Origin of the sequence: Microcoleus sp. BROC3, assembly GCF_036702515.1 — a bacterium.
Classification (GTDB): domain Bacteria; phylum Cyanobacteriota; class Cyanobacteriia; order Cyanobacteriales; family Microcoleaceae; genus Microcoleus.
The window spans coordinates 151,134-176,067 of the sequence record NZ_JAUBTQ010000005.1 but is presented as its reverse complement, the minus strand read 5'-3'; the positions used below and the strand labels follow the sequence as shown (position 1 = coordinate 176,067).

Below are 24,934 nucleotides of genomic sequence, written 5' to 3'. Positions count from 1 at the left end.
CAACGCACCCTAAGATTTTGATTTTGCCAGAAATTTACTTTCTACGTCAGACGTGAATTCCCATTCAGATCCTAGTAAATTTAACTGGAGTGGACATTCAGTTTCATTGGAATGCTTGCCAAAACTAGAAGTGTGATGTTTTTGATTATTTATTTTGGCAAAATGTTTTTTCTTTCCCTCAGCGGTAATTTCCCATTCAGAGCCTAATAAACTTAACTGAATCGGATATTCAGCCTGATTTTTAATTCTCCTCAAACCCGATTTTTGATATTCTTTAATATCTTCATGTATTTTGCTTGCTAGTACCCGCGCTAAATTAACAGGCACGGCATTTCCAACCATCTTGTAGCCATCAATAATATTTTGATACTTCAAAAGAAAGTCATCCGGGAACGTCTGTATTCTCGCACATTCTCTCACAGAAAGCCTGCGGTAAGGCACAGGCGAATTAGGGTCGAAAATGCGTTTGTCTTTGCCAACGACAATCATTTTGCTAGATTGAGGGTGAAGAGGTGCGTGTCTGCCACTGGCCTGGATTGTAAAAGAAGGTTCGGACCAACTCCTGACTCTATTTCGGGACATATACATACTAGAAAATCCCGTATCTAGATATTCATGGTTGGGAACTTTAAGGTGAGAGTCTTTTGATGCCTCCTTATATGTAATTTTTAAGGGTTCTATAGATGCCAAATCCTCGATAACATCCCTAAGACTTAAAATTTTACTTCTCGCTTCGGGAAACTCAAAAAAAGCATTCATTTTTTCATGGTAGCCAATGATGATTACTCTTTCACGATCTTGAGGAACTTCAAAGTCTTTAGCATTCAGTAATTTGTATGTAATTTGATATCCTATATCTTTAAACTGCGATAAGATATTAGCGAAAGCCTGTTTGTGCTTTGCTGCTAATATGCCACTCACATTTTCAGCAAGAAAAAATAAGGGTTGTTTTTCTTGTACAATTCTAATGTAGTCGTAGAATAGCTGACCCCGACAGTCATTAATACCTCTTTGAGCGCCTGCCTCACTCCAGCTTTGGCAAGGTGGTCCACCTATTATCCCTATGCAGTTGGGTATTTCCTCAGATTTAATGTTTCTAATATCTCTCTTGTCTAGTGGAGTGCCAGGATGGTTATATTCATAAGTATCCCAAATAGTGCGATCGTGCTCATTCGCCCAAACAATATTAAATCCTGCTTGTCGAAAACCCAAATCCAACCCGCCACAGCCTGCAAACAGAGATATGATATTCATAAGGCTTTTACCTTTAGTGTTAGATATTGTAAGTAATAATTTTAGCAGGTATAAGGTTTACAGGATTATCGGGACATTTAATCCGCTGAGTATTAATATTAAATCCTGGAAGTGATATAGATTCGATCATTGTTCTGCTGTCACGTGGAAAAGAAGAATATTTACTTTCCTTCATTATGGCTATTATCTGAAAATTTGTCTGGGGGTCGTCTCCTGTATTTATATAATTAAAAACTATCGCAGGATTATTTATGCCCCACATTCCTCGAATTCTTAAGTAAGTTATACCTAATGGGTCTACTTTATTCACTCTCCCTAGTTCTCTTGTTTTGCTAAATTCGACATCGGGAATTGCATTAATCCCAGTAGCTATTTGATCTCTAATCCGTTCATAATATTCTTTACTAGCAGCATAGCAGTCACCATAAATAAGCCATAGCCTTTTCAGAGTTTGTTTTGTCTTGTCGGCACTGGTGACTCCAATTGCATACACAATATCTTTCTCTGTCCATGTTTCACAATTACGACAAGCTGAGGCAATTTGTGGATTGTTAGAAAACAATTTTGATTTGGGGTAGGAACTATTTAATGGAATCTGAGGGCTGGAAATTTGTATTTTCTTGACTTCTATAGCATCGCCATTTCTGATAATTAAATCTGGAGGATTATTCTGATTGCCACTCCAAGAAAATAGTTCACTGTACTTTTCAAATTTATTGCTGAGTTCCGGTTCATGTATAGTATTGGCAAAAGCATCCTTGACAAAATATTGGAGGGCATCACCCAGAGCATTAATTCTATTATTGCTTTGGTTTTTATAATAGCTGAGTAAGTCAGGTATAGGATTATTAATAATTGTAGCGATCGCTTGCAGTATATTCGTCATCTGTTATAAAAATTAGAAGCCCTCATTTAACCCGGCCTAATCATAGCAGATATCCTTAATGAATGCAAGTTCCATCCTCCAATCCTACCAACACTTCGGCGTCCACCTCGGCTTAGAAAGAATTCACCAACTTCTCCAAAAACTAGACAACCCCCACCAACAAGTACCCATTATCCACATTGCCGGCACAAACGGTAAAGGTTCCGTTTGCGCTTATCTCTCTTCCGTACTAACAGAAGCAGGCTATCGAGTCGGGCGCTACACATCCCCGCACTTAATCGATTGGACAGAAAGAATTTGCATCAACCAAAAAGCGATTTCCCCAACAGAATTGCAACAGTGTCTAGAACGAGTTGTCGCTGCCACCCAAAACAACACCGAAACTCCCACTCAATTTGAAATAATCACCGCCGCAGCTTGGCTGTATTTCGCCGAACAAAAAACAGACATCGCAGTCATAGAAACGGGATTGGGCGGTAGATTAGACGCGACTAACGTTTGCGAAACACCTCTGGCTAGCGTCATCACTTCTATCAGTCTCGAACACTGGCAAATACTCGGCCCCACCGTGGCAGATATTGCTGGGGAAAAAGCGGGAATTCTCAAATCAAAGTGTCCGGCAGTTATCGGAGAATTGCCAGAATCAGCTAGAATAGTAGTAGAAAAACGCATTCAAGAATTAGACTGTCCGGCAACTTGGGTAAAACCAGCAATAGATTTAGGACAAGGATTCGCAGAATATCAGTTAAATCAAAATGCGGTTAAAATAAAATATCAATTGCCGCTGCTGGGAAAAATTCAACTAATGAATTCAGCAATTGCGATCGCAACTTTGCAAACTCTCCAAAACCAAGGATGGCAAATTTCCCCAACCGCCATCGAAAACGGTATAGCCAAAACCCAATGGCCCGGAAGACTCCAGCAGACAACTTGGAAAAACCGCAATATATTAATTGACGGCGCGCACAACCCCGCCGCAGCGATCGCACTGCGTGAATATGTCGATCGCCTGAACACTCACCCGTCACCGATTAACTGGGTAATTGGGATTCTGGCTACCAAAGACTGCGACGATATTTTGAAAGAATTACTCAAAAAGGGCGATCGACTTTACCTAGTACCCGTACCCGATCCAAAGTCATCGTCCCCCGCAGAATTAGCCGCCCTCGCTCAAATTATCTGCCCCGAATTAACTCTCTGTCAAGCCTTCCCCGACTTAACAACAGCTTTAGATGCTGCTGTTACAGGTGACAACCTAACAATCCTTTGCGGTTCGCTTTATCTCGTCGGCTATTTTCTGCAACAACAACAATCCCAAGCTTAAACGCATCCTGCCTTAAGATGAATTGTTCGGGTAAACTGGCAAGAGGTGCTTCATAGACACTGGGTTTGTTGTCGTAATATCATGTCCGTTAGCAGCGAATAGGAGAATAGAAATAGCTAATTATACAAACAGACTTCTCCCAGGGGAAGGCGCAGTTGGATGTTGCGGAGACCTGCTTAAAGCTGGACGAAGAGGCGATAATCTGACACCACATCACATTCCTTCTAATGGATTCATGGCAGCAAAGGTTCTTGGTTACAGCAGAGAAATGGGTATTGCTATAATGATGGAACACCCTTTGCCCGGTAAAGGAGGTCGTCATCGCCAGACTATCTCTTACGGACAATCTCCGAATCTCAGCTTGTTACCAAGGGAAGCACTAGCTAGAGAAATTAGCGATGCGCGAGCAATTTATCGCCGTCAATCGATTTTAGATTTTAGATTTTAGATTTTAGATTGACTTGCGCGAGATAAATGCGGGGGCTTGAGGATTTTCGATTTTCGATTTGGGATTGATTCCACGGATAAATCCGGAGGCTTGTACCATCAATAAATTCGCTTGTCAGGGACTTTACACGCCACAAATTAGGCGCAGCTTACAGCAAGTTATCCAGTCAAATAAGTTAGCTTGGTTGGGCGTTTTTGAAAAGAGAGTAAATAGGTGATGAAGGAAAATAGCTGGATTACCATTTTGGCCGCTAATAAATTAATGCGATCTGCGGAAGAAGTAACAGCTTTTGAAAATGCTTTAGCGGAATTCGCGAAGCATCCTGAGAGTGAACATTTACCAGATTTACATCTGATTTTAGACGATCGCTGCCAACAGCCGGAGGTCATGTTTAGCCTAATTCATTTTTTAGAATCTTTTGAAATGGAACAGCAGTTACAAGCATTTATCCGTGTCATCCCACAATTAATTGTTGTTGCCTCTGATTGGACAAGAATACTCCACAGTCGCATTTTGAATGATGAGGTTGCCTGCCGCTTGTATAGAAATCTGTTACATTCAATTAACGCTGACAGCCCCCATTTTATTCGACAATTGCTGGAAGAAAGTGCTGCCTATCGATTGACGCATCAAGATTCACCGATTGAGCTAGCTGGACAAGTTCATTAGCGTTTATCTCCACCGCTGATGAATATTTGGAAGTGCGATCGCGATAAAGGAAAACCTTGATGAGTAGAGTGGGCGATTCCCTTCGGGATAGCTTCGCTTCACGCTCTTTTTTCTTTAACCTTGTGTTTCTTCCTCAGTAAAGATAGGAGGCCACAATTCCGAAACGGGCAATTCCCAACCGGGAAAAAGTTCTGCTACTGTTAAGATATCGCCATTTCCTAAAACCGTCGGTTCACCTGTAGAGCGATAAATAGTCACTGTTTCTTCATCAGGATCGATCAGAATTCCGACGATCGCACCCAATTCTATAAACTTCAAAACCTTGGTTTCTATAAGCTTAATGCGATCGCTCTGAGATTTAATCTCAACCACCAAATCGGGGACAAGTTCTCCAAAATAACGCGGACTTTGGCGCAAGCGGGCGGCGCGCACAAAAGAAACATCCGGTGCTTTGACATTCGTATCCGGCATGATGAAACCGCCTGCGGAGTCAAAGACTCTTCCCAAGCGACGGGGATAAACCCAGTTACCCAGCAAGCGAATCAAAATACTGCTGATTTCACTGGATACGATGTCTGATGGCCCCACAATTGAAAGTCTCCCGTCTTCTAGTTCAATTTTGTAATCTAAACCCGCTTCGGAAAAAAGGGTTTGAACTTGGTTTAAATCTTTGAGTGTCATCGCTGGCATAAGAATTTTCTCCTATTCTGAGCTGAGCTTTGATTTTAACACGAGTCAAATTTCTGAATATTTGAGGAATTCAGGCTATCTTCCTGCAAATCATCAATCAAGCTGAATTGAGAAAGGCGATCGCACGGGATAAAGAAACCCGGTTTCTGGGATGAGCGATCGTTCTTATCGACAAACATTTACCTGTAAAGTAGTCCAGATTGACTTATCCAGAGTTCTCCTCCGACTCCGCGTTGTGAAGAGGCGGTAATTTCATCATTCGATAATAACTTAAAAGCTTATATATGCTTATATATGGCGGCACCGATTCCCATTATTTAATAATAGGTCAAGTGGCTGAAAAAAGCAAGGGGCGATCTCAAAAAAGATTAATGCCTAATGCCCAAGGCCCAATGCCCAACTTTTGTTACAATACAAGTGAGTTTAGAAAAAATTAGAGATAGAAGTTTATGAGCAGCCTTATATCGGTGCAAACGCTAATTGAATATATAGAAGCTTTGCCAGCCCAAGAGCAAACTTTACTATTTGACGAGCTTTTCAGGCGAAACACAATCAAGCAGCGTCAGGAAAACAATACAGCAGCACTGAAGGCGTCTATCAGGGCAGAAAGAGAAAAGTCGCGCCAGGAAAACACCAAGGAGACAGTCAAGACAAAAACACTCTTAACAGGTAACGCTACCTGCGACATTCGCGCAGCCGATCGCACTAACTTTGGGGGCGAACTCGACAGCTCAACCGCTCACATAATCATTAAAAACGAATCAGACAGAACAGTCAGTGCAGCGTTGCTGGGATGGCCCGAATGTAAAGCTTTTGGCGAAACGCGATCGCAAGCACTGCAAAACCTTCACGATTTAGTAAATGCCCAGCTAGCCGAAGCTGAAATCGTCTCTGTCAAAATCACTTCTAGTCGATCGAACAATCCTTGGGTGAGGTTAGCTGGTAAGGATGAAAACGATCCGCAATACGATGAGGTATTGGCACACATAGAAGAATATCGCCGCGAACTCGATGCAGAAACCGAAGCTTATTACAGTCAAATTGACGCTGCGGCTGAGACCAAATGAGCCGATACATACTTGATACGGATTGTTTCTCCCTTTGGCGAAAGAATCATCCAATGATGGTGCAGCGGGTCGAGGTTAACGCAGAAAACCTTGCTGTAACTATCGTAACCGTAGAGGAAGTAATTCGCGGCAGGTTCAATGTTATCAGACAGGCTTCTGAACCTTCGCAAGCGGACAAATTAGTATTGGCTTACACCAAGTTATGGGATACATTAGATGATTTCAAAAATCTCAACATTCTGAAATTTGACCAGAATGCTTGCACTATTTACAAAGAGTTCCGCCGTCAAAGAATACGCATCGGCACGCAAGATTTGCGGATTGCTGCTATTGTACTTGCTAATAATGCTATCCTCGTTACGCGCAACAACCGAGATTTTTCGCAAGTCCCTGATTTAGTGCAGGAAGACTGGACAATTCAACCTTAAAAGCAAGGAGCGAGATCAAAAAAAATCCCGCCCCAGCTTCAATTAAAAACTACCTTTGATCCCAAACTTGGGCGGCATCAGCCACAGCTTGATCGACCGACTTCTCCCCTAACATTGCCGCCTGCAAATTGTCATAAATCGCCTTTTGCAGCTTCTTAACATCCGAAAGAGGCGGAATCAATAGCTCGGCGGAAGTCAACCCAGAAGCACTAACAACCCGAGCTCGATCGGCAGCAGCAGCATCAGCGGGAACGTTCTTAAAATAACCGTCCTGCAAAGCCTCAACCGTAGAAGGCAAAACATTAGCAGCCTTAGCAAAAGCCAACTGATTTTGAGAATTAGTGACGTACAGAGCAAACTTGACAGCATCATCAGGGCGCTTGCTGTCGCGAGGCACAACCAAATTCATCACCGCCACAGTCTTCTTGCCGGTTTCCCCCGTAATTTGAGGCGCAGCAGCCGAAACAGCACCAATACTCGGAGCATTCTCAGAAATCGCTTTCAAAAACTGAGGCCCCGAAGCTAACAAAGTAGTTTCCCCAGCTTGATAAAGCTCGATCGCCCTGCGGTGTCCCTGCACCAAAACATCTTGCGGCAAAAGTCCGTTCTTGTACAAATCCACCCAATACTGAAAAACAGCTTTCCCCTTAGCAGTATTAAAAGCCGCCTTGCCTTTAGCGTCAACCAAAGGCACACCCATCTGCACGAAAGATTGCAAAACCTCCCCCGAATCTTCCGGCACAAAAGTCACAAAAAAAGCAAACTTACCAGTCTTATCTTTCACCTGCTTGGCAACAGTTGCCAACTCGGCATAAGTAGCAGGAGGCTTAGCAATTCCAGCCTTCTTCAACAACTCCGTATTGTAAATTGTCACCCCAGTCGTGAGATACCAAGGAATGCCAAAACTCTTGCCGTCGAGCACGCCAGCTTTCCAGATATTCGGGAGATAGGTCGATCGAACTTGCTCCGGTATCCGAGAGTCCAAATCCAGCCAAGCATTGCGTCCCGCCAACAGCGAAGCAAAATCGGGATTTAGGTTCACCACATCCGGCGCAGTTTTGGCCGAAACCGCCCCCAAAATCTTGCTTTCCATCGCCGACCAAGGAACGTCCACCCAGCGCACCTTCACCCCCGGATTTTCCGCTTCAAAACCGGCGATCGTCTTGTTGAAATACTCAGTAAACTGAGGTTGAAGCTGCATAGTCCAGAACTCGATTTCCTGCGTATTATTTGCCTGGGAATTAATAGCAGGCTTACCGCAACTCACCACCGCAGCCAGCAGCAGCCCCACCAGTCCAAAAACAGCAAACAGTTGCCAAGATTTACGTTTCATAGAATAAAATTTGAGAGTTATGGGAACCGTCAGACAAAAAAGCGTGAAGCGAAGCTATCTTCCCGCAGGGGTTCCCGTTCCCCGTAGGGGTTCCCGTAGGGTAGGGTAGCCGCCCGAATCAAGCGCGATCGAGTCAGTAACAGAGTTTTGTATCTGGGCACCGCGATCGAGAGAGTCGGTTTTTGTGCAGAATCGGCAGGTTTTCGGTCGATCGAGCTGGAATTTGTTGACATTCGCAGCAGAATAGCTATTGTCAAGTAAATTGGATAGCATAAAATCGGAACTAGCGATCGCGCAACACAGACGGATCTGCGCAGAAGAAGGCGGGATACCGAGATGACAGCACTCTTTCGGCAGTTGGAAACCAACCATCCAACACGCCTGCGCGCTGAATCAGGCTGGCCAACTACAAAATAAAAAAATAGCAATTACCGGCGACCCAATCACATGGTTAACTTTTTCAAAGGTCTACTTTCCCAACGCCAGCCAGGAATCGGGATCGAAATAGCCCCAGACCGCATCAACATCATTCAGCTCGAAAAGAAAGCCCAGGCATTAAAATTAGGCATCCTAGCCTCCACAGAAGTTCCAGAAGACTATATACAAGAAGGACAAATAGTCGATCCGCCGGGAATGGCAGAACTAATACGTGCCGTCCTCGCCGAAAACAAAATCAAAGCCAAGCGAGTAGCCACAGCCATTCCCGGCCGCGAAGCCGTCATCCGCCTCATCCCAGTTCCCGCAGAGCTCAACGAAGAAGAACTGCGGGATTACATGAACGCAGAAGCAGGACTGTACTTGCCGTTTCCCAGAGAAGACGCCGACGTAGACTATCAAAAAATCGGCCTATTTGTAGATGACGACGGCGTAGAAAAAGTGCAAGTCGTGTTAGTAGCAACCCGCAGAGAAGTTACCGACACATACATCGAAACCTTCAAAGAAGCCGGACTGATTATAGACGTGCTAGAAGTGACCAGCTTTGCCCTGATCCGCACCCTCAAAGAACAACTGCAACAATTTTCCTCCCAAGAAGCCGCCGTCCTGACCGACATAGAATTTGACAGTACCGAGTTAGCTATAGTAGTGGACGGTATACCTCAGTTCAACCGTACCATCCCGATCGGCACCTACCAAATCCAGACCGCCCTCAACCAAGCCATGAACCTGCCGCCAAACAGAGACACCAGCGAACTGCAAGGCATGACCCTGCCAGTCACAGATACAATGGGCGCGTCGGGAGACGCCAATCCCGGCACAAATGCGATGATTAAAGTATTGGGAGAACTAGCAGACGAACTGCGCCGCTCAGTAGACTTTTACCTCAACCAGAGCGAAGAACTCGAAGTAGCGCAACTGCTGCTAGCAGGCCCTGGAGCTGCGATCGGTAAACTCGACGAATTTTTTATGCAAAGATTAAGCTTGCCCGCATCTCAAGTCGATCCCATAGAAACCCTAGGACTCGAAATCACCGAAGAAATTACCCCAGAACAGCGAGCAGGTTTAGGAGTCGCCCTAGGTTTAGGACTGAGGGAGGTAATGTGACCTAACAGTTTTTGATAGAAAAACCGATTTGAGAATTTTAGGTAAAAGCCCATTCCGAAAGAAGAAAGCAGAAGGCAGAAGGTAGAATATTGGAGGTAGAAGGTAGAAGGTAAAAGGTAAAATATCGGAGGTAGAAGCAGCCGCTTCCTTCAGTAGAAGGCAGAAAGTTGTTTCTTTCTTCCCTAAATAAATCCTTCACTTGTACCGGCAATCTTGCGCTGTGTCTAAAATCTAAAATTTCAAATTAAAATCTCTAGCAACAGCCAAGACGGTGAGGAAGTTCTTAATTTCCCAAACCCTTGCGGAAGATTGATTCTTCCTTCCCTACTAGATAACTAAAGCCTTCCTTCCTTCTCTCGCGACGATAACTAAAGCCTTCTCCCTTCTTCCTTCTGCTATAAAATCGAGTGAAGCCATGTACAGCCTAGATATTAATTTTCTCAACGACCGCCCGGACTACAAACCCGTCGCAGCAGCCAAAAGCTCAGCTAAAAAAAGTTCCGGTGGAGCCAAAGACCAACTCCCCTTAATTGGGGCGCTGCTGTTTGCCTTGGGCATCAACGCCGCAGTCATGGGCGCCGGGTTGTGGGTGACTAACGAAAATAAAGACAAAACCACAAAACAAGAAGCCCTCGACAAAGAACTGGCAAAGTTAAACACTCAAGCCAACGCCATCAAAGCCATCAACGCCGAAACCGACAAAGTTACCGCCGAATACAAAGCATTAGCCGGAGTATTCGACCAAATTAAACCTTGGTCGGCGATGCTGCAAGACCTCAGTGCCCGCACTCCCGCCGGAGTGCAAATTTCCAAAATCGAGCAAATCGACCCCAGTCCCTCCCCCGTTGCCGCAGCAGCACCCCCGCCCGCAGCAACTCCCGCCGCCTCCCCGGGAGCGAGTCCATCTCCGGGGGCGAGTCCGTCCCCAGCCAGCCCCACCCCAGTTGCAGCTCCCACTCCTGTCGTCGCGCCGCAGGCAGCAAAAGTACAAATTTCAGGCATAGCCAGTACCTTTGCTCAAGTTAACGACTTTATGCTGCTAGTCCAGCGCTCTCCTTTCTTCCTCAACACCGACACCAGACTGGTAGCGGCTACATTAAAAAACAACCCCACACAATTACAAGTGCGCAACCCAAACGCAGGAGCAGCAGAACTTCCCAAACTGCGGCCAGTGGTGGAATATAAAATTGAAACGACGCTCAGCCCGACAGGAGCCTCCGAGTTGCTCCCCGAGCTCCGCAGCAAGCAAGCAGACGGGCTAGCAATACGGATAGAAACACTTCAAGAAAAAGGAGTGCTAGAAACACAAAAACCAGAGGTGAAAAAACAATGACAGCAAATCAGTTTATTCCTAGCGGCGGACAAGCAGAAGAGACAGGGGGTCAGGAAATATTCGGCATTAAGCTGACACCCCAAGTCCAAGCAATCGGCATCGCGGTTCTCGGGATCCTGATTGCCGGCGGCCTCGGCTACCAGTTCGTACTTCCTGAATTCCAAAAAAGCGACGCATACACGCAAAAACTTACCGAAAGCGAGCAAACGAAACTGCAATTGAAATCTCTAATTCAAAAAGAGGCAGAAGCAGAAGCAAAGCAAGAAGAAGCAAAACAGCGCCGGGCTAACGTGACGGCAATGTTTGCCAGCGACGCGGGCGTTACCACGCTGCTGCTTGACATGACCCAACTGGTTAATAGAATCAACGCCGGCGTGCAAGGGGACGACCTCAAGGCTAAAATTACCAAATTTGAGCCGGACATCCCGCCTGCAGCAGCAACCGCCGCGCCGGGAACTCTAGACCCTGATATTCTCAGGGATACCTCCTTCGGGCCGTCCCTGGCTGGCAAGCTCAGACGCAAAAAATTTAAGGTAGAGTTTGAAGGCAATTTCGCTCAAACCCGCAATTTTATGCGTAACTTGGAGTTAATGCAGTCGCTGTTAGTAGTGAGGAATTTGAAATCTGAATTGCTAGTATCAACTCAGGCACTTCAAGTTGACTTCTTGAAAGGGAAAATAATCCCTGTGGATCAGCCGCAAACAAAAATTAAAACTGCTTTTGACTTGCACGCACTGCTGCCGTTAAAGCAAGAAGAAAAGCCGCCAACTCCGGCTCCGAGTCCTGGTGCGAAGTAGCGGTATTTGGGCGGATATTAGCTAGGGTTCCCAAAAAGTCGCTTTTTTAGCACTTATCTAAAAGGAACTTATGTAGAAGGTAGAAGGTAGAAGATACAAGGTTGAATCAAAAAATATTATGAAGGCCAGAAAAAAGTTCTTTTAGATGGCAATCAAAAATTATAGTTTCTGCCGAATTTAATTCTAACTTCTCCCTTCAAAAAAGGCTCGATTAGAGAATCTTTCAGTCAGTTTAGCAGTTAGCGACAAAAGACTGCGAACAACAAATAACAAGTAGTTGAGGAGAGAACGTGAAACAGCATCTACGGTTAAGTGGAGGACTCTTGGGCAGCATGGCCGGAGTTCTCGTAGCCCAAGCCCCCATCTTGGCAGCGCCGACTCAAGTCACAGGAGTGCAAGTAAGTCAAGGCAATAATGGGGTAAATATTGTCCTGGCTACCGAAAAGGGCGATCGCCCGCAAGTTTTTGCCATCAATAACGGCAATACTTACCAAGCCACAATTATCAACACCCAGCTCCGCTTGCCCGAAGGCAACAGCTTCCGTCAAGATAACCCCGCTCCGGGAATTTCTTCAGTAGAAATCAGCCAGGTAGAGGCTAACAGCATCCGCGTTGTAGTGGCGGGCACCAACGGAGTTCCCAACGGACAAATTGTTCCGGGACAAGGCCAAAGCATCGTCCTGAGCGTTGCAGGACAGGGTGGTACAGTACAGTCTGCTCAAACTGCACCTCCTCCGCCTCCGGGACTGCCGCTGAGCCAAACAGCTCCCCGGCCGGCTCCCCAAGTCCGCACCTCGCAAAACCCAGGCGTGCTGCTGCCAAATCCCGAAGTTACTGTTACCAGAAACGATCGCCCGCCCCTCCCCAGCGAAATACAATCCCAGACAAATCAGGCTGCGCCTTTCCAGCCGCGGGCAGTTGCTCCGCCCTTGGGAGATATCGCGGTGTCTAACATCGCTCCCGGCGTGGGAAATATTGAACTGAGTTCGGGAGAACGCATCCCCCGCTTGGTATTGCGGGATGCCCCAGTCCGGGACGTTTTGGCTCTGCTGGCCCGCGCTGCGGGACTGAATATCGCTTTTACAGGCGGCGCGGCCCCCGGTCAACCCGGCCAACCGGCGGCAGCACCGGGAGCTGCCGGCTCCGATGAAGGGCCGAAGATTTCCTTGGACATCGAAAATGAGTCGGTGCAAGATGTTTTCAACTACGTGCTGCGGATCAGCGGGCTGCAAGCTAACCGCCAGGGGCGGACGATTTTTGTAGGGACTAGCTTGCCGATCGACTCCCGCAATATTATCGTTCGGACTCTGCGGCTCAATCAAGTTCGGTCTACGGATGCAGCTAACTTTTTGAGCGCTCAAGGTGCGGAAACTCAATTGCCGATTACTCGGGTGACGATTCAAACCGTGGGCCAGGGAAATGCGGCGCGGGATGTGGAAATTAGGGAACCCGACATTAAGGCGATCGGCGCTAGGGATGGCAACGGGCCGCTATTGTTGAGGGGACTGTCGGTGCTGGCGGATGCGAGGCTCAATTCCATCACTTTGGTGGGCGACCCGCGAAAAGTTGACATTGCCGTAGCTTTCTTGACGCAGCTAGATTTGCGCCGCCGTCAAGTAGCTGTCAACGTCAAGGTGATCGATATCAACTTGTTGGGAGACAACAGAACTAGCAGCAGCTTCTCTTTCGGAATTAATAATAATTTCTTCGTCAATGACGGCGGAGTAGCAAGTCTCAATTTTGGCGGCAGCGCCCCTCCTGCCAGGCAGTTTGGCGACACGGGTGGCATAAATGCTCGACCGATCGTCCCCAACCCCCTAGGAACCCCGGATGTTTTCTACGATGCGAACGGCCGGCGTATCGTGCCGTTGACAGGTCAATCTCTAGGTCCAGGTCTCCCCCCCACCAAAGGTGTGTTCCTCGAGCCGACAGCCCCAGTTACTAATGACCCCACGCGAGTTGGAATTACGGATTACGAGCCTGGATCGGCAACCAGTTCGGGAAGAGCAGACTTCGGCTTGTTCCCGCTGTTCCAATATCCCAGGAGGTTCCTGTCGGCGTTGCAGGCCACTATTCAGAGCCAGAATGCCAAAATCCTGACAGATCCGACTCTGGTGGTTCAAGAAGGAGAAACTGCGAATGTGAATATTACTGATGAGGTGATCACTAACATCACGTCGCAAACGCAGACTACCGGAAATACAAGTACCCAAACCGTGACGGCTGTCAAAGACAGGGCTGGTTTGCAGTTGGGGGTGGCGATCGACCGGGTTGACGATAATGGCTTTGTCTCTCTGCGGGTGAACCCGATTATCAGGACACCTGGCGGCGAGCAAGAACTGGCCACGGGCGCGAACACCAATACTATCAGGCTGCTGGGCGAGCGATCGTTGCAATCGGGGCTAATTCGTCTGCGGGACGGTCAGACTTTGATTGTTTCGGGGATTATCCGCGATGAAGAACGGGTTACAGCGAACAAGATTCCGATTTTGGGAGATTTGCCGATTATCGGTTCGCTGTTCAGGCGCACTACTAAGAGCAACCAGCGGGCGGAGTTGATTGTATTGCTGACGCCGCAGATTTTGGACGACAGCGATCGATCGAACTTTGGCTACCAAAACAATATCAGTCCAGACGCCCGCCAACTGTTGCAGCGCAGTCAGCCCGTCCAACCGAGGCAGTAGGTAGGAAGGAAAAAGGCATTAATGTCAACTTTCCAAGCTCTTTCCCCTGAGTCCGACAGTCCGACAGGGGTTGAAACCCCTGCCTCAAAGCTAAAGTCCTCTAAAAGAAAACTAAAAATTAGTATTTGAGTCGGTTTTAACCGACTTCAGCTATGAGACAGGGACTGAAGTCCCTGGCGGGTTTCGGAAGAATGAAACAGCCCTACCCCACGGAGGGAAAGAAAGAGGGGGAAATGAAGAAGGAAGAAGGAAAAATTTTTCCTTTAGCCCTTGACAAATGACATTTTATTCCTTTTATTTCTCCTTTTTTCGGCCATCAAATCCACCTAGGCGAGAAATCTTCTCTCCAAGGTGGTATTTTTTTACCTAAATTTTGGGATTAATTAAAAAAATTGTCCAAATCCATATAAATTAAAGGTTCCACCGATCCATAACGGTCGGCAAGACTTTAGAATAATGCAGTGAAAATTAGATGCTGTGAGGTTTTCAGCAATTAGAAACAAAAATTCCTTTTCTGACCAATTACCCTAGAGTAATTGGTATTCAGCAGGAGTTTTTAATTGAGGAAGCGGACAGGAGCCATAGGGAACAACCCAAACCTCCCAAGCCACACCCCAATGCAGTTGATAACTCACAGCTAATAATTGAAATCTGTTTGACGTATTTTGCAAACCCAGAAGGAGTGCGCAATGAACAAAGGTGAATTGGTTGATGTAGTGGCAGAAAAGGCTAGTGTCACTAAAAAACAGGCAGATGCCGTGTTGAGTGCAGCCTTGGAAGCAATCATGGAAGCTGTCTCCGACGGCGATAAGGTGACGTTGGTCGGTTTTGGCTCGTTTGAGTCGCGGGAACGCAAGGCCCGCGAGGGTCGCAATCCCAAAACTGGCGACAAGATGGAAATCCCGGCAACCAGAGTTCCTGCATTTTCCGCAGGGAAGTTGTTTAAGGACAGAGTTGCACCGCCGAAAAACGCCGAATAGCTGGCGAACTGAGTCTTGATTAGACCTGTACACGGTGGTAATTTAGCTTGGGCAGCCGCACTGGCAGGCTGCCCTCCCTCTGCTATTCTCGATTTTTCTGCGAGTATCAGTCCTTTGGGCCCTCCTGAGTCTGTCCTGGATGCAATTCAAGCACACTTGAGCAGTCTGACGGCTTACCCAGACCCGGATTATGGAGAGCTGAGGACTGCTTTGGGTGAGGCATTTAATGTTGACCCGGATTGGATTTTGCCGGGGAATGGTTCGGCGGAATTGTTGACTTGGGCGGCTTGGGATTTGTCGAAGCTGGAGGCGACTTATTTGGTGACTCCGGCTTTTGGCGATTACTGGCGGGCTCTGAAGGCTTTCGGGGCGCAGGTGCTGGAATGTCCTTTGGATGTCCTATCGTTGGGCCAGGAGCTCTTAAGCGGGTTAGTAACGGATGATTTGTCGGTTTCTAACCGTTCCCTTGTCTCTCATTCTTTCGGTCTCCCGGTGCCTCTTGCTCTCGATGCCCATCGACGAGGTTTGCTCCTGAACAACCCGCACAATCCTACGGGTTTGCTGTTTGGTCGATCGACCATTTTGCCCTATTTGGAGCAGTTGGGTCTGGTGGTGGTAGATGAGGCATTTATGGACTTTCTGCCACCGGAACAACAGGAGAGTTCGATTGATGCTGTTGAGGAGTTTCCGAATTTGGTGATTTTACGATCGCTCACTAAATTCTATTCTCTGCCGGGACTGCGGTTGGGCTGCGCCATCGCCCATCCCGATATCCTCCGTCGCTGGCAGTTGCAGCGCGATCCTTGGCCTGTGAATGCTTTGGCTGCTGCTGCTGCTGCTGCTGCGGTGCGAGATACTGTTTTTGAGCGGCAAACCTGGGATTGGCTGCCTGTGGCTCGCCGAGAGCTGTTTGAGGGTTTGGCTAATTTGCCTGGTTTGCAGCCTTTTTCAGGGGCGGCTAATTTCTTGTTGGTTGAGTCGTCGGTGTCGGTTTCTTCAATTCAAAAAAGTCTGTTGCAACGACACCGGATTTTGATTCGAGATTGTTTGAGTTTTCCTGAGTTGGGCGATCGGTTTTTTCGGGTGGCTGTGCGCTCAAGGCCTGACAATCTGCGGCTGATTGCTGGACTTGCTGAAGTCATTAGTCGTTAGCTCGGACAGCAATTCACCTCACACCATAATCTTTGATATGGGGTGATATGATGTCGAGTTAATTACCGGTAATAAAAAGTGTTAGTAGTGAGGACTTTAGTCCTCTGATTTTTATGAGGACTAAAGTTCTCACTACTAACGAATTTTATGGGTTGTTCGAGCGGACATACCCAAGCAATCCGGTTTCTATGATAAATCTTGGGTTTAGCAGCGAAGTATCTAGGGATAAAGCGGGTTTACGAGCCCGCGCGCGGAGCGTCCTCAACGACTAAGCTCTTGTGCATTTAAATTTAACTTTTCGGGCGGGTTCTCCTGCCTACCCCACAAGAGTTTTAATAAACAAAAGTGTACAAATTGAATGCGCGACAACTTTACTACTGACTAATGAATACTGACTAATGACTACTGACTTCTTTATTTATGCTTGATTATGATTTAGTGATTATTGGTGGAACTGCTGCCGGACGCTATGCAGCTTTGACTGCCACTGGTTTCCGGGCTCGCGTTGCTTTGGTGGAACCCCTAAGTAATTCGCAAGATTTGCCGACTGGGGGGAAAGAGTCGATCGACCTTGGTTTGAGATACAGCCAAACTTTGAGCGAGGCTGCTCGTTTTGCCCAGCAGATCGGCCGCCAGCAGTTGGGGGTTCGCTGGGAAGCGGCTAATTCGTCCCTGCCGATCAAATTGCGGTTTGACGGGGTTCTGAAGTGGGCCGAGGGTGTTGTTTCTAATCTGTCAGAAATTGATTCTCTGGGCGTTTTGGCTGCTCGCGGTGTCGATGTTATTTTGGGCGGCGGCGAGTTTGTTGCCAAACCGGATTTGGCTTTTGTTGTCGGCGGCAGGAAATTGCGATCGCTCTGTTATTTGCTAGCTTGTCCAACTCTGCCAACGATTCCCAATATAGAAGGACTTTCTTCTGCTGGCTTTTTTACTTCCGAAACTGTCGGGGAATTAGCAAAACTTCCCGAGTTGCCTAAAAGTTTGGCTGTCATCGGTGCCGATCCCAGCGGTGTCGAAGTGGCTCAAACTTTTGCTCGATTAGGGGTTTCTGTTACGCTTGTGGTGAAGGGCTCGCACATTTTGACGAAAGAAGACCGGGAGGCTGCTGGCTTGGTTCAAGCTGCAATGGAAGCTCGAGGAGTGCGGATTCTGACTGCTACTGAGGTGACTCAAGCTAGGGTAATTGAGGGTAAAAAGTGGATTCAAGCTGGGCCTAGGGCGATCGAAGCTGAGGAGATTTTTCTGGCCGCGGGCCGCCAGCATAATTTTGCACGGTTAAATCTCGAAGCGGCTAGGGTTAAATTCAGCGATCGGGGGGTGATTTTAAATGAAAAGCTGCAAACAACTAATCGCCGCATTTATGCGATCGGCGATGTTGCTGGGGGTTATCCGTTCCCTCACATCGCTAATTGCGAAGCTGCGGTTGCGGTGAAAAATGCTTTGTTTTTACCGCTGTTTCAAATAGATTATCGCGGGATTCCTTGGGCGATTTTTTCCGATCCGCAATTGGCGAGGGTTGGCTTGACTGAAGCGCAAGCAAGGCGCAGGTTTGGAGACGATCTCATTGTTTGTCGGGAATATTTTAAGAATGTTGAAAGAGCTCAAATGTGCGGCGAGACAACTGGTTTTTGTAAGATTGTCGGGCGTCGCAACGGGGAGATTTTGGGAGCTAGTATTGTGGGGCCGCAAGCTGCTGAGTTGATTCACGCGATCGCTTTGGCTGTGCGTCACGGGATGAAGGTTGAGGCGATCGCCGAACTTCCTTATATTTGGTCGAGTTTTTCGGCAATTAACGGTCAAACTGCTGCTGCTTGGGAGTCGCAGCGCTTGGGCAGCAAAACTTTTACGCAAAATTTGTGGGAGAATTTGTTTCACTGGCGCAGGTATTGGAAGTGAAAAAATCAAAGGGGTAATTGGTAATTGGTAATTGTAAGTATGTGAGTGGCAAAATATAATTGACTTGGGCTAGTTCCATAGTCTGCTTCTAAATTTTGGCATTTAATACCTGATTCACTTCTGAGTGTTGGGAAGCTTGTGGTGGCATCTGGACAAATAATTCGGCTGGCAATCCCATGAATCCCAATTTATCCCAAATCTGACACACAAACTCAATTTCCTCTGCTTCCCGCTTTAAATTCCGCTCAGGCAGAATTGTACTAATGACATTAAATTATCACCTAAACTAGACATTAAGATTTAATAGGCGATCGCATTCAAGTATCGGTTTCAAAAATACTCTTAAGTACCTGATTAGCCTCTTAAATTCCTCTTCTATCAACTGCTGTCGTTCAATCAGCCTTAGCCTCATTCATCTTCTACTTAGTCTTAACTCAACTATAAACAGCTCTTACATAAAATCTTCCACTATTGTTTTAAACTGGCACTTTCATAAGTTGAGCCACAAAGTATATTAAGAAAAATGTAATTAACTGAATACTACAGCAGAGCGAGCGAAAATAGTAGATAGTAACTCTCAGAAGCTTCTGGTTTGAAAGAAGCAGTAGGAATAGGTAGATATGACTGAGATCACAAAACTTTTCCTAGGATATCACATTAACGAGCAAATATACGCAGGAAATCGAACTCTAGTTTATCGCGGCATTCGCTCGGAAAATGGGCAACCCGTCGCGATCAAACTACTGCGAAAAGACTTTCCCAGCTTCAACGAATTGGTTCACTTCCGCAACCAATACGTGATTGCTAAAAACTTAAATACCCCCGGCACTGTCAAGGCATACAGCCTGGAGAGCTATCACAACCGCTATGCTCTGGTGATGGAAGACTTTGGCGGAATTTCCTTAAGTAGCTACCTCGATCTTCTAGTATCCGCTAGCAACGAACCTCTAGAAGGCTTGCCCGTTAACGAGTTTTTTCCCATGGCGATTCAAATTGCCAACGCCCTGGACGGACTTCATCGCCACCGAGTTATCCATAAAGACCTCAAACCCGCCAACATTCTAATTAACCCCGTCAGCAAACAAGTCAAGCTGATTGATTTGAGCATCGCTTCCCTGCTGCCGCGCGAAACCCAAGAAATTCAAAATCCCAACGTCCTCGAAGGCACTTTACCCTACATATCTCCCGAACAAACTGGGCGAATGAACCGAGGCATTGATTACCGCACAGATTTCTACTCGCTCGGAGTAACATTCTACGAATTACTAACAGGAAAGTTACCATTCCAAACAGACGATCCAATGGATTTGGTACACTGCCACCTCGCCAAACAACCACTGGCAGCCTCAATAGTCAACAATAGCGTTCCATTGGTGCTGTCTCTTATTGTCAGCAAACTGATGGCGAAGAATGCTGAAGACCGCTATCAAAGTGCCCTGGGACTCAAGTACGACTTAGAAACTTGTTTATTCCAGTGGCAAGAGACAGGGGCGCTGGCTAACTTTAAAATAGGGCAGCGAGATTTGTGCGATCGTTTCATCATCCCCGAAAAATTGTACGGTAGAGAAAGCGAAGTATTCTCCCTGCTAGCCGCCTTTGACCGGGTGAGTGCAGGTAGCACTGAAATGATGCTCGTTTCGGGTTTTTCTGGTATTGGTAAAACCGCTGTCGTCAACGAAGTTCACAAACCCATTGTGAGACAGCGAGGCTACTTTATTAAAGGCAAATTCGACCAATTCCAACGTAACCTCCCCTTTAGTGCATTTGTCCAAGCTTTTCGCGACTTTATGGGACAGTTGCTATCTGAAACAGATGCTAACATTGAGCGATGGAAATCGGAAATTTTGGCTGCTTTGGGCGATAGTGCTGGGGCGATAGTTGAAGTCATTCCCGAACTAGAACGTATTATCGGATCGCAACCGCCAGTCCCCGAACTTTCTGGCAGTGCGGCGCAAAATCGCTTTAACTTGTTGTTTGAAAAATTCATTCAAATCTTCACCACAAAAGAACATCCTTTAGTAATTTTCTTGGACGATTTGCAATGGGCAGACTCAGCATCATTGAAATTGATGCAACTGCTGATGAGCGACATTGATAATTGCTATCTATTTTTAATTGGAGCTTATCGAGATAACGAAGTTTTTCCAGCGCATCCCTTGATGCTGACTTTATCGGAAATTGAAAAGGCTGGAGCCAAGAAGAATACTATTACTTTAGCTCCTTTACAACAGTCACATATTAATTATCTCATTGCAGATACTTTAGTTTGCTCGACTGATTTAGCCACACCTTTAACACAATTGGTGTATCAAAAAACGCAAGGTAATCCCTTTTTTAGCACTCAATTTCTCAAGTCATTATATGAAGATGGGCTGATTGAGTTTAATTTTGAGCTTCGTTATTGGCAGTGCGATCTTGCCGCCGTGCGATCGCTAGCAATCACCGATGATGTGGTTGAGTTTGTGGCGCTTCAGTTGCAAAAGTTGCCAACTCAAACGCAAGAAGTCTTAAAGTTAGCCGCTTGTATTGGCAATCAGTTCGATTTAGCGACATTGGCAATTGTTGATGAAAAATCTCCAGTAGAAACCGCATCTGCTTTATGGAAGGCACTACAAGACGGGCTAATTTTACCCATTAGCGAAGTTTATAAGTTTTATCAATCACAGGGGGATAGCGAATCGGTAATCGTTAATGTCAAGGAATCTCAGCAATTACCAATTACCCCTGACCAATTACCCAAATATAAGTTTTTACACGATCGCATTCAACAAGCTGCCTATTCCCTCATTCCTGACAACCAAAAGCGAGCGACTCACTTAAAAATCGGTCAACTGCTGTTAAATAATACGCCCGAAGCCGATCGAGAAGAAAGAATCTTCGATATTGTCAATCACTTAAATGTGGGAGTTGAGCTAATTACCCCGGAGGCAGAACGGGAGCAATTAGTACGATTGAATCTGGTTGCTGGAAAGAAAGCTAAAGCTTCAACAGCCTATTCTGCTGCGGTTGAATATTTCAAGGTTGGCAAGGAGTTACTGACAGCAAATAGTTGGCAGAATCAATACGAACTAACATTAGCGCTGTATACAGAAGCAGCAGAGGCGGCATATATAAGCGGTGACTTTGACCAGATGGAAGAATTGGCATTAGTCGTGGAAAACTGCGCCAAAACCCTACTGGACAAAGTGAAGCTATATGAAGTCCAGATGCAAGCTTATATAACGCAAAATAAGCTACAGGAAGCTCTGAATAAGGGACTACAAGTTTTAAAGCAGTTGGGGGTAGAGTTTCCTTCCGAACCCAGTCCGGCTGATATTGGGCAGGCATTAGGGGAAACAGCGTCAATTTTGAGCGGAAAGCGAACTGAGGACTTAATCGATCTCCCTCAAATGACAGAGCCTCATCAACTGGCCACTATAAAGATTCTGTTAAGTGTATTTGTTTCTGCCTACATAGCGCTGCCGGCACTGGTGCCTTTAATAGTGAGCAAACAAGTTAATTTATCCGTCCAACATGGGAATGCTCCTGTGTCTCCCTCTGCTTATGCCTTATATGCTTTTTTTCTGTGCGGAGCAGGAGATATTGAGCGGGGCTATCAGTTCGGTCAACTGGCTTTACGTCTATTATCAAAGTTGAATGCCAAAGAAATCCAAGCCAAGACATCCGCAATGGTGCATTCTAGTATTCAACCTTGGAAAGAACACCTCAGAAATACCTTAAAACCTTTGCTGTCAGATTATTTTTGTGGGTTGGAAACCGGAGAGTTAGAATTTGCTGGTTATGCTATCTTTCAATACAGTTGTTACTCGTATTTTGTTGGCAAGCAACTAACCCAACTCGAACGAGAGCTCGAAACCTACGCAGAGGCCGTTAGCAAAATTAACCAGCAAGCAGCACTTAATTATCAGAAAATCTGTTGGCAAGCCGTCTTAAACTTGATAGGAAGAAGCGAAAACCCATGCCATTTAAAGGGAGAAGCTGGCGACGAAGAGACAATGCTGGAACTGTATCAGCAAACTAATAACTACATGGGAATTCATTACTTATACATACAAAAACTTGTGCTTTGTTATGTATTTGAAAATTATCCAGAAGCGTTGAAATGTATCGCTGAAATAGAAAGTTATTTGAGCGCAGGTACAGGGCAGGTAACTCTTGCCATCTTCTATTTTTACGATTCTCTAGTGCGTCTAGCAGTGTATGCCGATACTCCACAGTCTGAGCAGCAGAAACTTCTCGACAGAGTACAAGCTAATCAAGAAAAAATCGACAAATGGGCGGACCATGCCCCAATGAATTTTTTGCACAAATTCTACCTAGTAGAGGCAGAAAAGAATCGAGTTTTAAACCAAAAAGTAGCAGCGATAGAGATGTACGACAAGGCTATTGCCCTCGCGCAAGAAAACGAATACATCAACGAAGAAGCACTAGCTCACGAACTCGCTGCCAAATTCTATTTGGAATGGGGCAAAGAAAAAATTGCCAAACCCTATTTAATTGATGCTTATTATGCCTACGCAAAGTGGGGAGCCAAAGCAAAGATTGACCATCTAGAACAGCGCTATCGGCAACTCATTGCTTCTATCCTGCAACAGGAGCGAACTCGGCAGAATCCGACCGAAACAACTCACACCTCCAGCAGTGAATCATCCCAATCTAACAAGAATAGAACAATTATCGGTAGCACCAGCAGTTGGGGGTTAGTAGATTTGCCGACAGTTATCAAAGCTTCTCAAGCTCTGTCTAGTGAAATAGAACTAGAGCAATTGCTAACTACTTTGATGCAAGTAGTAGTGCAAAATGCCGGAGCACAAACCGGAGCATTAATTTTGGAGGAAGGTGGAAAGTGGAGAGTTGCCGTACACTGTACAAATCGCCAAGATTGTGACTTGGAATCACTTCTAGTTGAAGAAAGCAAAGCAATTCCTCTGAACATCATTAACTACGTCAAACGTACAAAAGAAATCCTGGTATTCGATCGTGCCAGCACTCAAACCGCTTGGGCTGGCGATCCTTACATGATTGAGCACCAACCCAAGAGCGTATTATGCACTCCGATTCTCCATCAAGGCAAAGTAATGGGGATTCTGTATCTAGAGAATAATCTCACAACGGGGGCGTTTACGCGCGATCGCGTCGCCATTCTTAACATCCTGTGCTCCCAAGCAGCAATTTCCTTACAAAACGCCCGACTGTATCAACAATCCCAGGAATATGCCCAAAAACTAGAACAGTCTATCCACGAGCTCAAACAGATGCAGTTGCAATTGGTACAGGGTGAGAAAATGTCGGCTCTGGGAAATTTAGTCGCAGGGGTAGCCCACGAAATTAACAATCCCGTAGGCTTTATCGCCGGCAACTTGCAACCTGCTCAAGAATACGTGGGGGATTTATTCAATTTGATTGATTTGTATCAAGAAAAATTTCCCGCTCCCGGAGGGGAAATTGAAGCCGAAATTGAGGATATTGACTTGGAGTATTTGCGAGAAGATTTGCCCAAATTGATTGGCTCGATGAAGGAAGGAGTCGAGCGCATTCGCAATATCAGTACGAGTTTGAGAACGTTTTCGAGGGCAGATAGCGATCGACCAGTTGCTTTCAATATTCACGATGGACTCGAAAGCACTCTCCTGATTCTCAAGCACCGTTTAAAAGCCAGCGAGTTTCGCCCTGCCATTGAAGTTGTGAAAGAGTACGGTAACTTGCCCCTAGTAAAATGCTTTCCCGGACAGTTAAATCAGGTATTTATGAATGTGCTGGCTAATGCCATTGACGCTCTGGAGGAGTCAAATAAGGAACGGAGTTTTAGTGAAATTAAAGCCCTACCTAATCAAATCACGGTTCAAACTGCTCTGAGCGAATCCAAGAATCAGGTTTTGATTCGGATTAAGGATAATGGAGTGGGGATGTCGAACGAAATCAAGGAAAACATCTTTAACCACTTATTCACCACCAAGTCTGTGGGTCAAGGAACTGGATTAGGATTGTCTATAGCCCACCAAATTGTTGTGGAAAAACATGGAGGTACATTAGTGGTGAATTCTTCTTTGGGCCAGGGTTCGGAGTTTGTGATTTCTATTCCGGCATGAGCAATCCGTAGTAGGTCTTTAGCGCAATTAGCGCCGCCTCGCAATTACAAGCCACGTTATTAGAAGAAACAGGAAACGGGGCACGGGGAACGAGCAACAGGCTAGGGGTTTTCGTGCTAGGAACGAGCGACCTACGGACTAGGGCAACAAAGAATCTAGACTAATTCCCCCATCCTCCGCGCGCACCTTATTCGTGATTGAGACAGCGGTTTGCAACCGCCTGCTTTACCAACACTCTTCCCTTTTCTTGTGCCCGGTTTTGAGTTAAGAGTTTCCTTGAGATTTTAAGCCTCTACCTTACCGAAATGAAAGCAGCTATCCTGCTACCTACTGAGATTATGGAGTTGAATTTCATAATATGA

General features: G+C 46.2%; 19 protein-coding genes. 13 read left to right on the top strand and 6 right to left on the bottom strand.

The features are described from left to right. Positions 1-9: 9 nt before the first annotated feature. Positions 10-1,254 carry a DNA cytosine methyltransferase gene (locus QUB30_RS05205; protein WP_333330069.1) on the bottom strand — a complete coding sequence of 415 codons (1,245 nt, stop codon included), beginning with the start codon at positions 1,252-1,254 and terminating at the stop codon, positions 10-12. Positions 1,255-1,273: 19 nt separating this feature from the next. After that, entirely contained in the window at positions 1,274-2,140 is an 867-nt protein-coding gene (locus QUB30_RS05200; protein ID WP_333330066.1) for an NgoPII family restriction endonuclease, read from the bottom strand. Between the two features lie 58 nt (positions 2,141-2,198). Here QUB30_RS05200 and QUB30_RS05195 point away from each other — a divergent pair, with 58 nt between their 5' ends. The 3 genes from QUB30_RS05195 (at position 2,199) to QUB30_RS05185 (ending at position 4,581) form a co-directional block, all read left to right on the top strand. Further along, positions 2,199-3,464, top strand: a complete 1,266-nt coding sequence (locus QUB30_RS05195; RefSeq protein WP_333330063.1) for a folylpolyglutamate synthase/dihydrofolate synthase family protein — start codon at positions 2,199-2,201, stop codon at positions 3,462-3,464. A 268-nt stretch (positions 3,465-3,732) separates the two neighbouring features. Next, on the top strand, positions 3,733-3,912 hold the full coding sequence (locus QUB30_RS05190) for a hypothetical protein (RefSeq protein WP_333330060.1): 180 nt from the start codon (positions 3,733-3,735) through the stop codon (positions 3,910-3,912). A gap of 216 nt (positions 3,913-4,128) precedes the next feature. Further along, the gene (locus QUB30_RS05185; RefSeq protein WP_333330158.1) at positions 4,129-4,581 is read left to right on the top strand and encodes an Imm30 family immunity protein; all 453 of its coding nucleotides are present in this window, start codon (positions 4,129-4,131) and stop codon (positions 4,579-4,581) included. Positions 4,582-4,695: 114 nt separating this feature from the next. On the opposite strand, the gene QUB30_RS05180 is transcribed toward QUB30_RS05185, so the two are convergent. Further along, positions 4,696-5,271, bottom strand: a complete 576-nt coding sequence (locus tag QUB30_RS05180; protein WP_190737295.1) for a Uma2 family endonuclease — start codon at positions 5,269-5,271, stop codon at positions 4,696-4,698. A gap of 35 nt (positions 5,272-5,306) precedes the next feature. Then, positions 5,307-5,450, bottom strand: a complete 144-nt coding sequence (locus QUB30_RS05175; RefSeq protein ID WP_333330056.1) for a hypothetical protein — start codon at positions 5,448-5,450, stop codon at positions 5,307-5,309. Positions 5,451-5,720: 270 nt separating this feature from the next. On the opposite strand from QUB30_RS05175, the gene QUB30_RS05170 reads away from it, so the two are divergent. Continuing rightward, entirely contained in the window at positions 5,721-6,338 is a 618-nt protein-coding gene (locus QUB30_RS05170) for a hypothetical protein (protein WP_333330053.1), read from the top strand. Next, on the top strand, positions 6,335-6,766 hold the full coding sequence (locus QUB30_RS05165; RefSeq protein WP_333330051.1) for a type II toxin-antitoxin system VapC family toxin: 432 nt from the start codon (positions 6,335-6,337) through the stop codon (positions 6,764-6,766). Before QUB30_RS05170 ends, QUB30_RS05165 begins: the two co-directional genes overlap by 4 nt. A gap of 49 nt (positions 6,767-6,815) precedes the next feature. On the opposite strand, the gene QUB30_RS05160 is transcribed toward QUB30_RS05165, so the two are convergent. Together QUB30_RS05160 and QUB30_RS05155 are read right to left on the bottom strand one after the other, a co-directional pair. After that, positions 6,816-8,099 (bottom strand): sugar ABC transporter substrate-binding protein, encoded by a 1,284-nt coding sequence (locus QUB30_RS05160; RefSeq protein WP_333330048.1) that lies wholly within the window; start codon positions 8,097-8,099, stop codon positions 6,816-6,818. Between the two features lie 29 nt (positions 8,100-8,128). After that, positions 8,129-8,332: a hypothetical protein gene (locus QUB30_RS05155; protein WP_333330045.1), complete on the bottom strand. Its 204-nt coding sequence runs from the start codon at positions 8,330-8,332 to the stop codon at positions 8,129-8,131. A gap of 214 nt (positions 8,333-8,546) precedes the next feature. Between QUB30_RS05155 and pilM the strand changes: the two genes are divergently transcribed. From pilM to QUB30_RS05115, 8 genes are all read left to right on the top strand, one after another. Then, positions 8,547-9,641 carry a type IV pilus assembly protein PilM gene (gene pilM / locus QUB30_RS05150; RefSeq protein ID WP_333330042.1) on the top strand — a complete coding sequence of 365 codons (1,095 nt, stop codon included), beginning with the start codon at positions 8,547-8,549 and terminating at the stop codon, positions 9,639-9,641. A gap of 415 nt (positions 9,642-10,056) precedes the next feature. Beyond that, a complete protein-coding gene (locus QUB30_RS05145; protein ID WP_333330039.1) occupies positions 10,057-10,974 on the top strand; it encodes a PilN domain-containing protein in 918 nt (305 codons plus the stop codon). Next, complete coding sequence (locus QUB30_RS05140; RefSeq protein WP_333330036.1) at positions 10,971-11,771, top strand: pilus assembly protein PilO; 801 nt, start codon at positions 10,971-10,973, stop codon at positions 11,769-11,771. The genes QUB30_RS05145 and QUB30_RS05140 overlap by 4 nt, the downstream gene beginning before the upstream one ends. A 290-nt stretch (positions 11,772-12,061) precedes the next feature. Next, entirely contained in the window at positions 12,062-14,455 is a 2,394-nt protein-coding gene (locus QUB30_RS05135; RefSeq protein WP_333330033.1) for an AMIN domain-containing protein, read from the top strand. Positions 14,456-15,120: 665 nt separating this feature from the next. Then, positions 15,121-15,435: an HU family DNA-binding protein gene (locus tag QUB30_RS05130; RefSeq protein ID WP_333330030.1), complete on the top strand. Its 315-nt coding sequence runs from the start codon at positions 15,121-15,123 to the stop codon at positions 15,433-15,435. Positions 15,436-15,450: 15 nt separating this feature from the next. After that, the gene (cobD, locus tag QUB30_RS05125; RefSeq protein ID WP_333330027.1) at positions 15,451-16,587 is read left to right on the top strand and encodes a threonine-phosphate decarboxylase CobD; all 1,137 of its coding nucleotides are present in this window, start codon (positions 15,451-15,453) and stop codon (positions 16,585-16,587) included. Between the two features lie 420 nt (positions 16,588-17,007). Further along, positions 17,008-18,483, top strand: a complete 1,476-nt coding sequence (locus QUB30_RS05120) for an NAD(P)/FAD-dependent oxidoreductase (RefSeq protein WP_333330024.1) — start codon at positions 17,008-17,010, stop codon at positions 18,481-18,483. Between the two features lie 620 nt (positions 18,484-19,103). After that, entirely contained in the window at positions 19,104-24,572 is a 5,469-nt protein-coding gene (locus tag QUB30_RS05115) for an AAA family ATPase (protein WP_333330021.1), read from the top strand. Positions 24,573-24,934 lie beyond the last annotated feature (362 nt).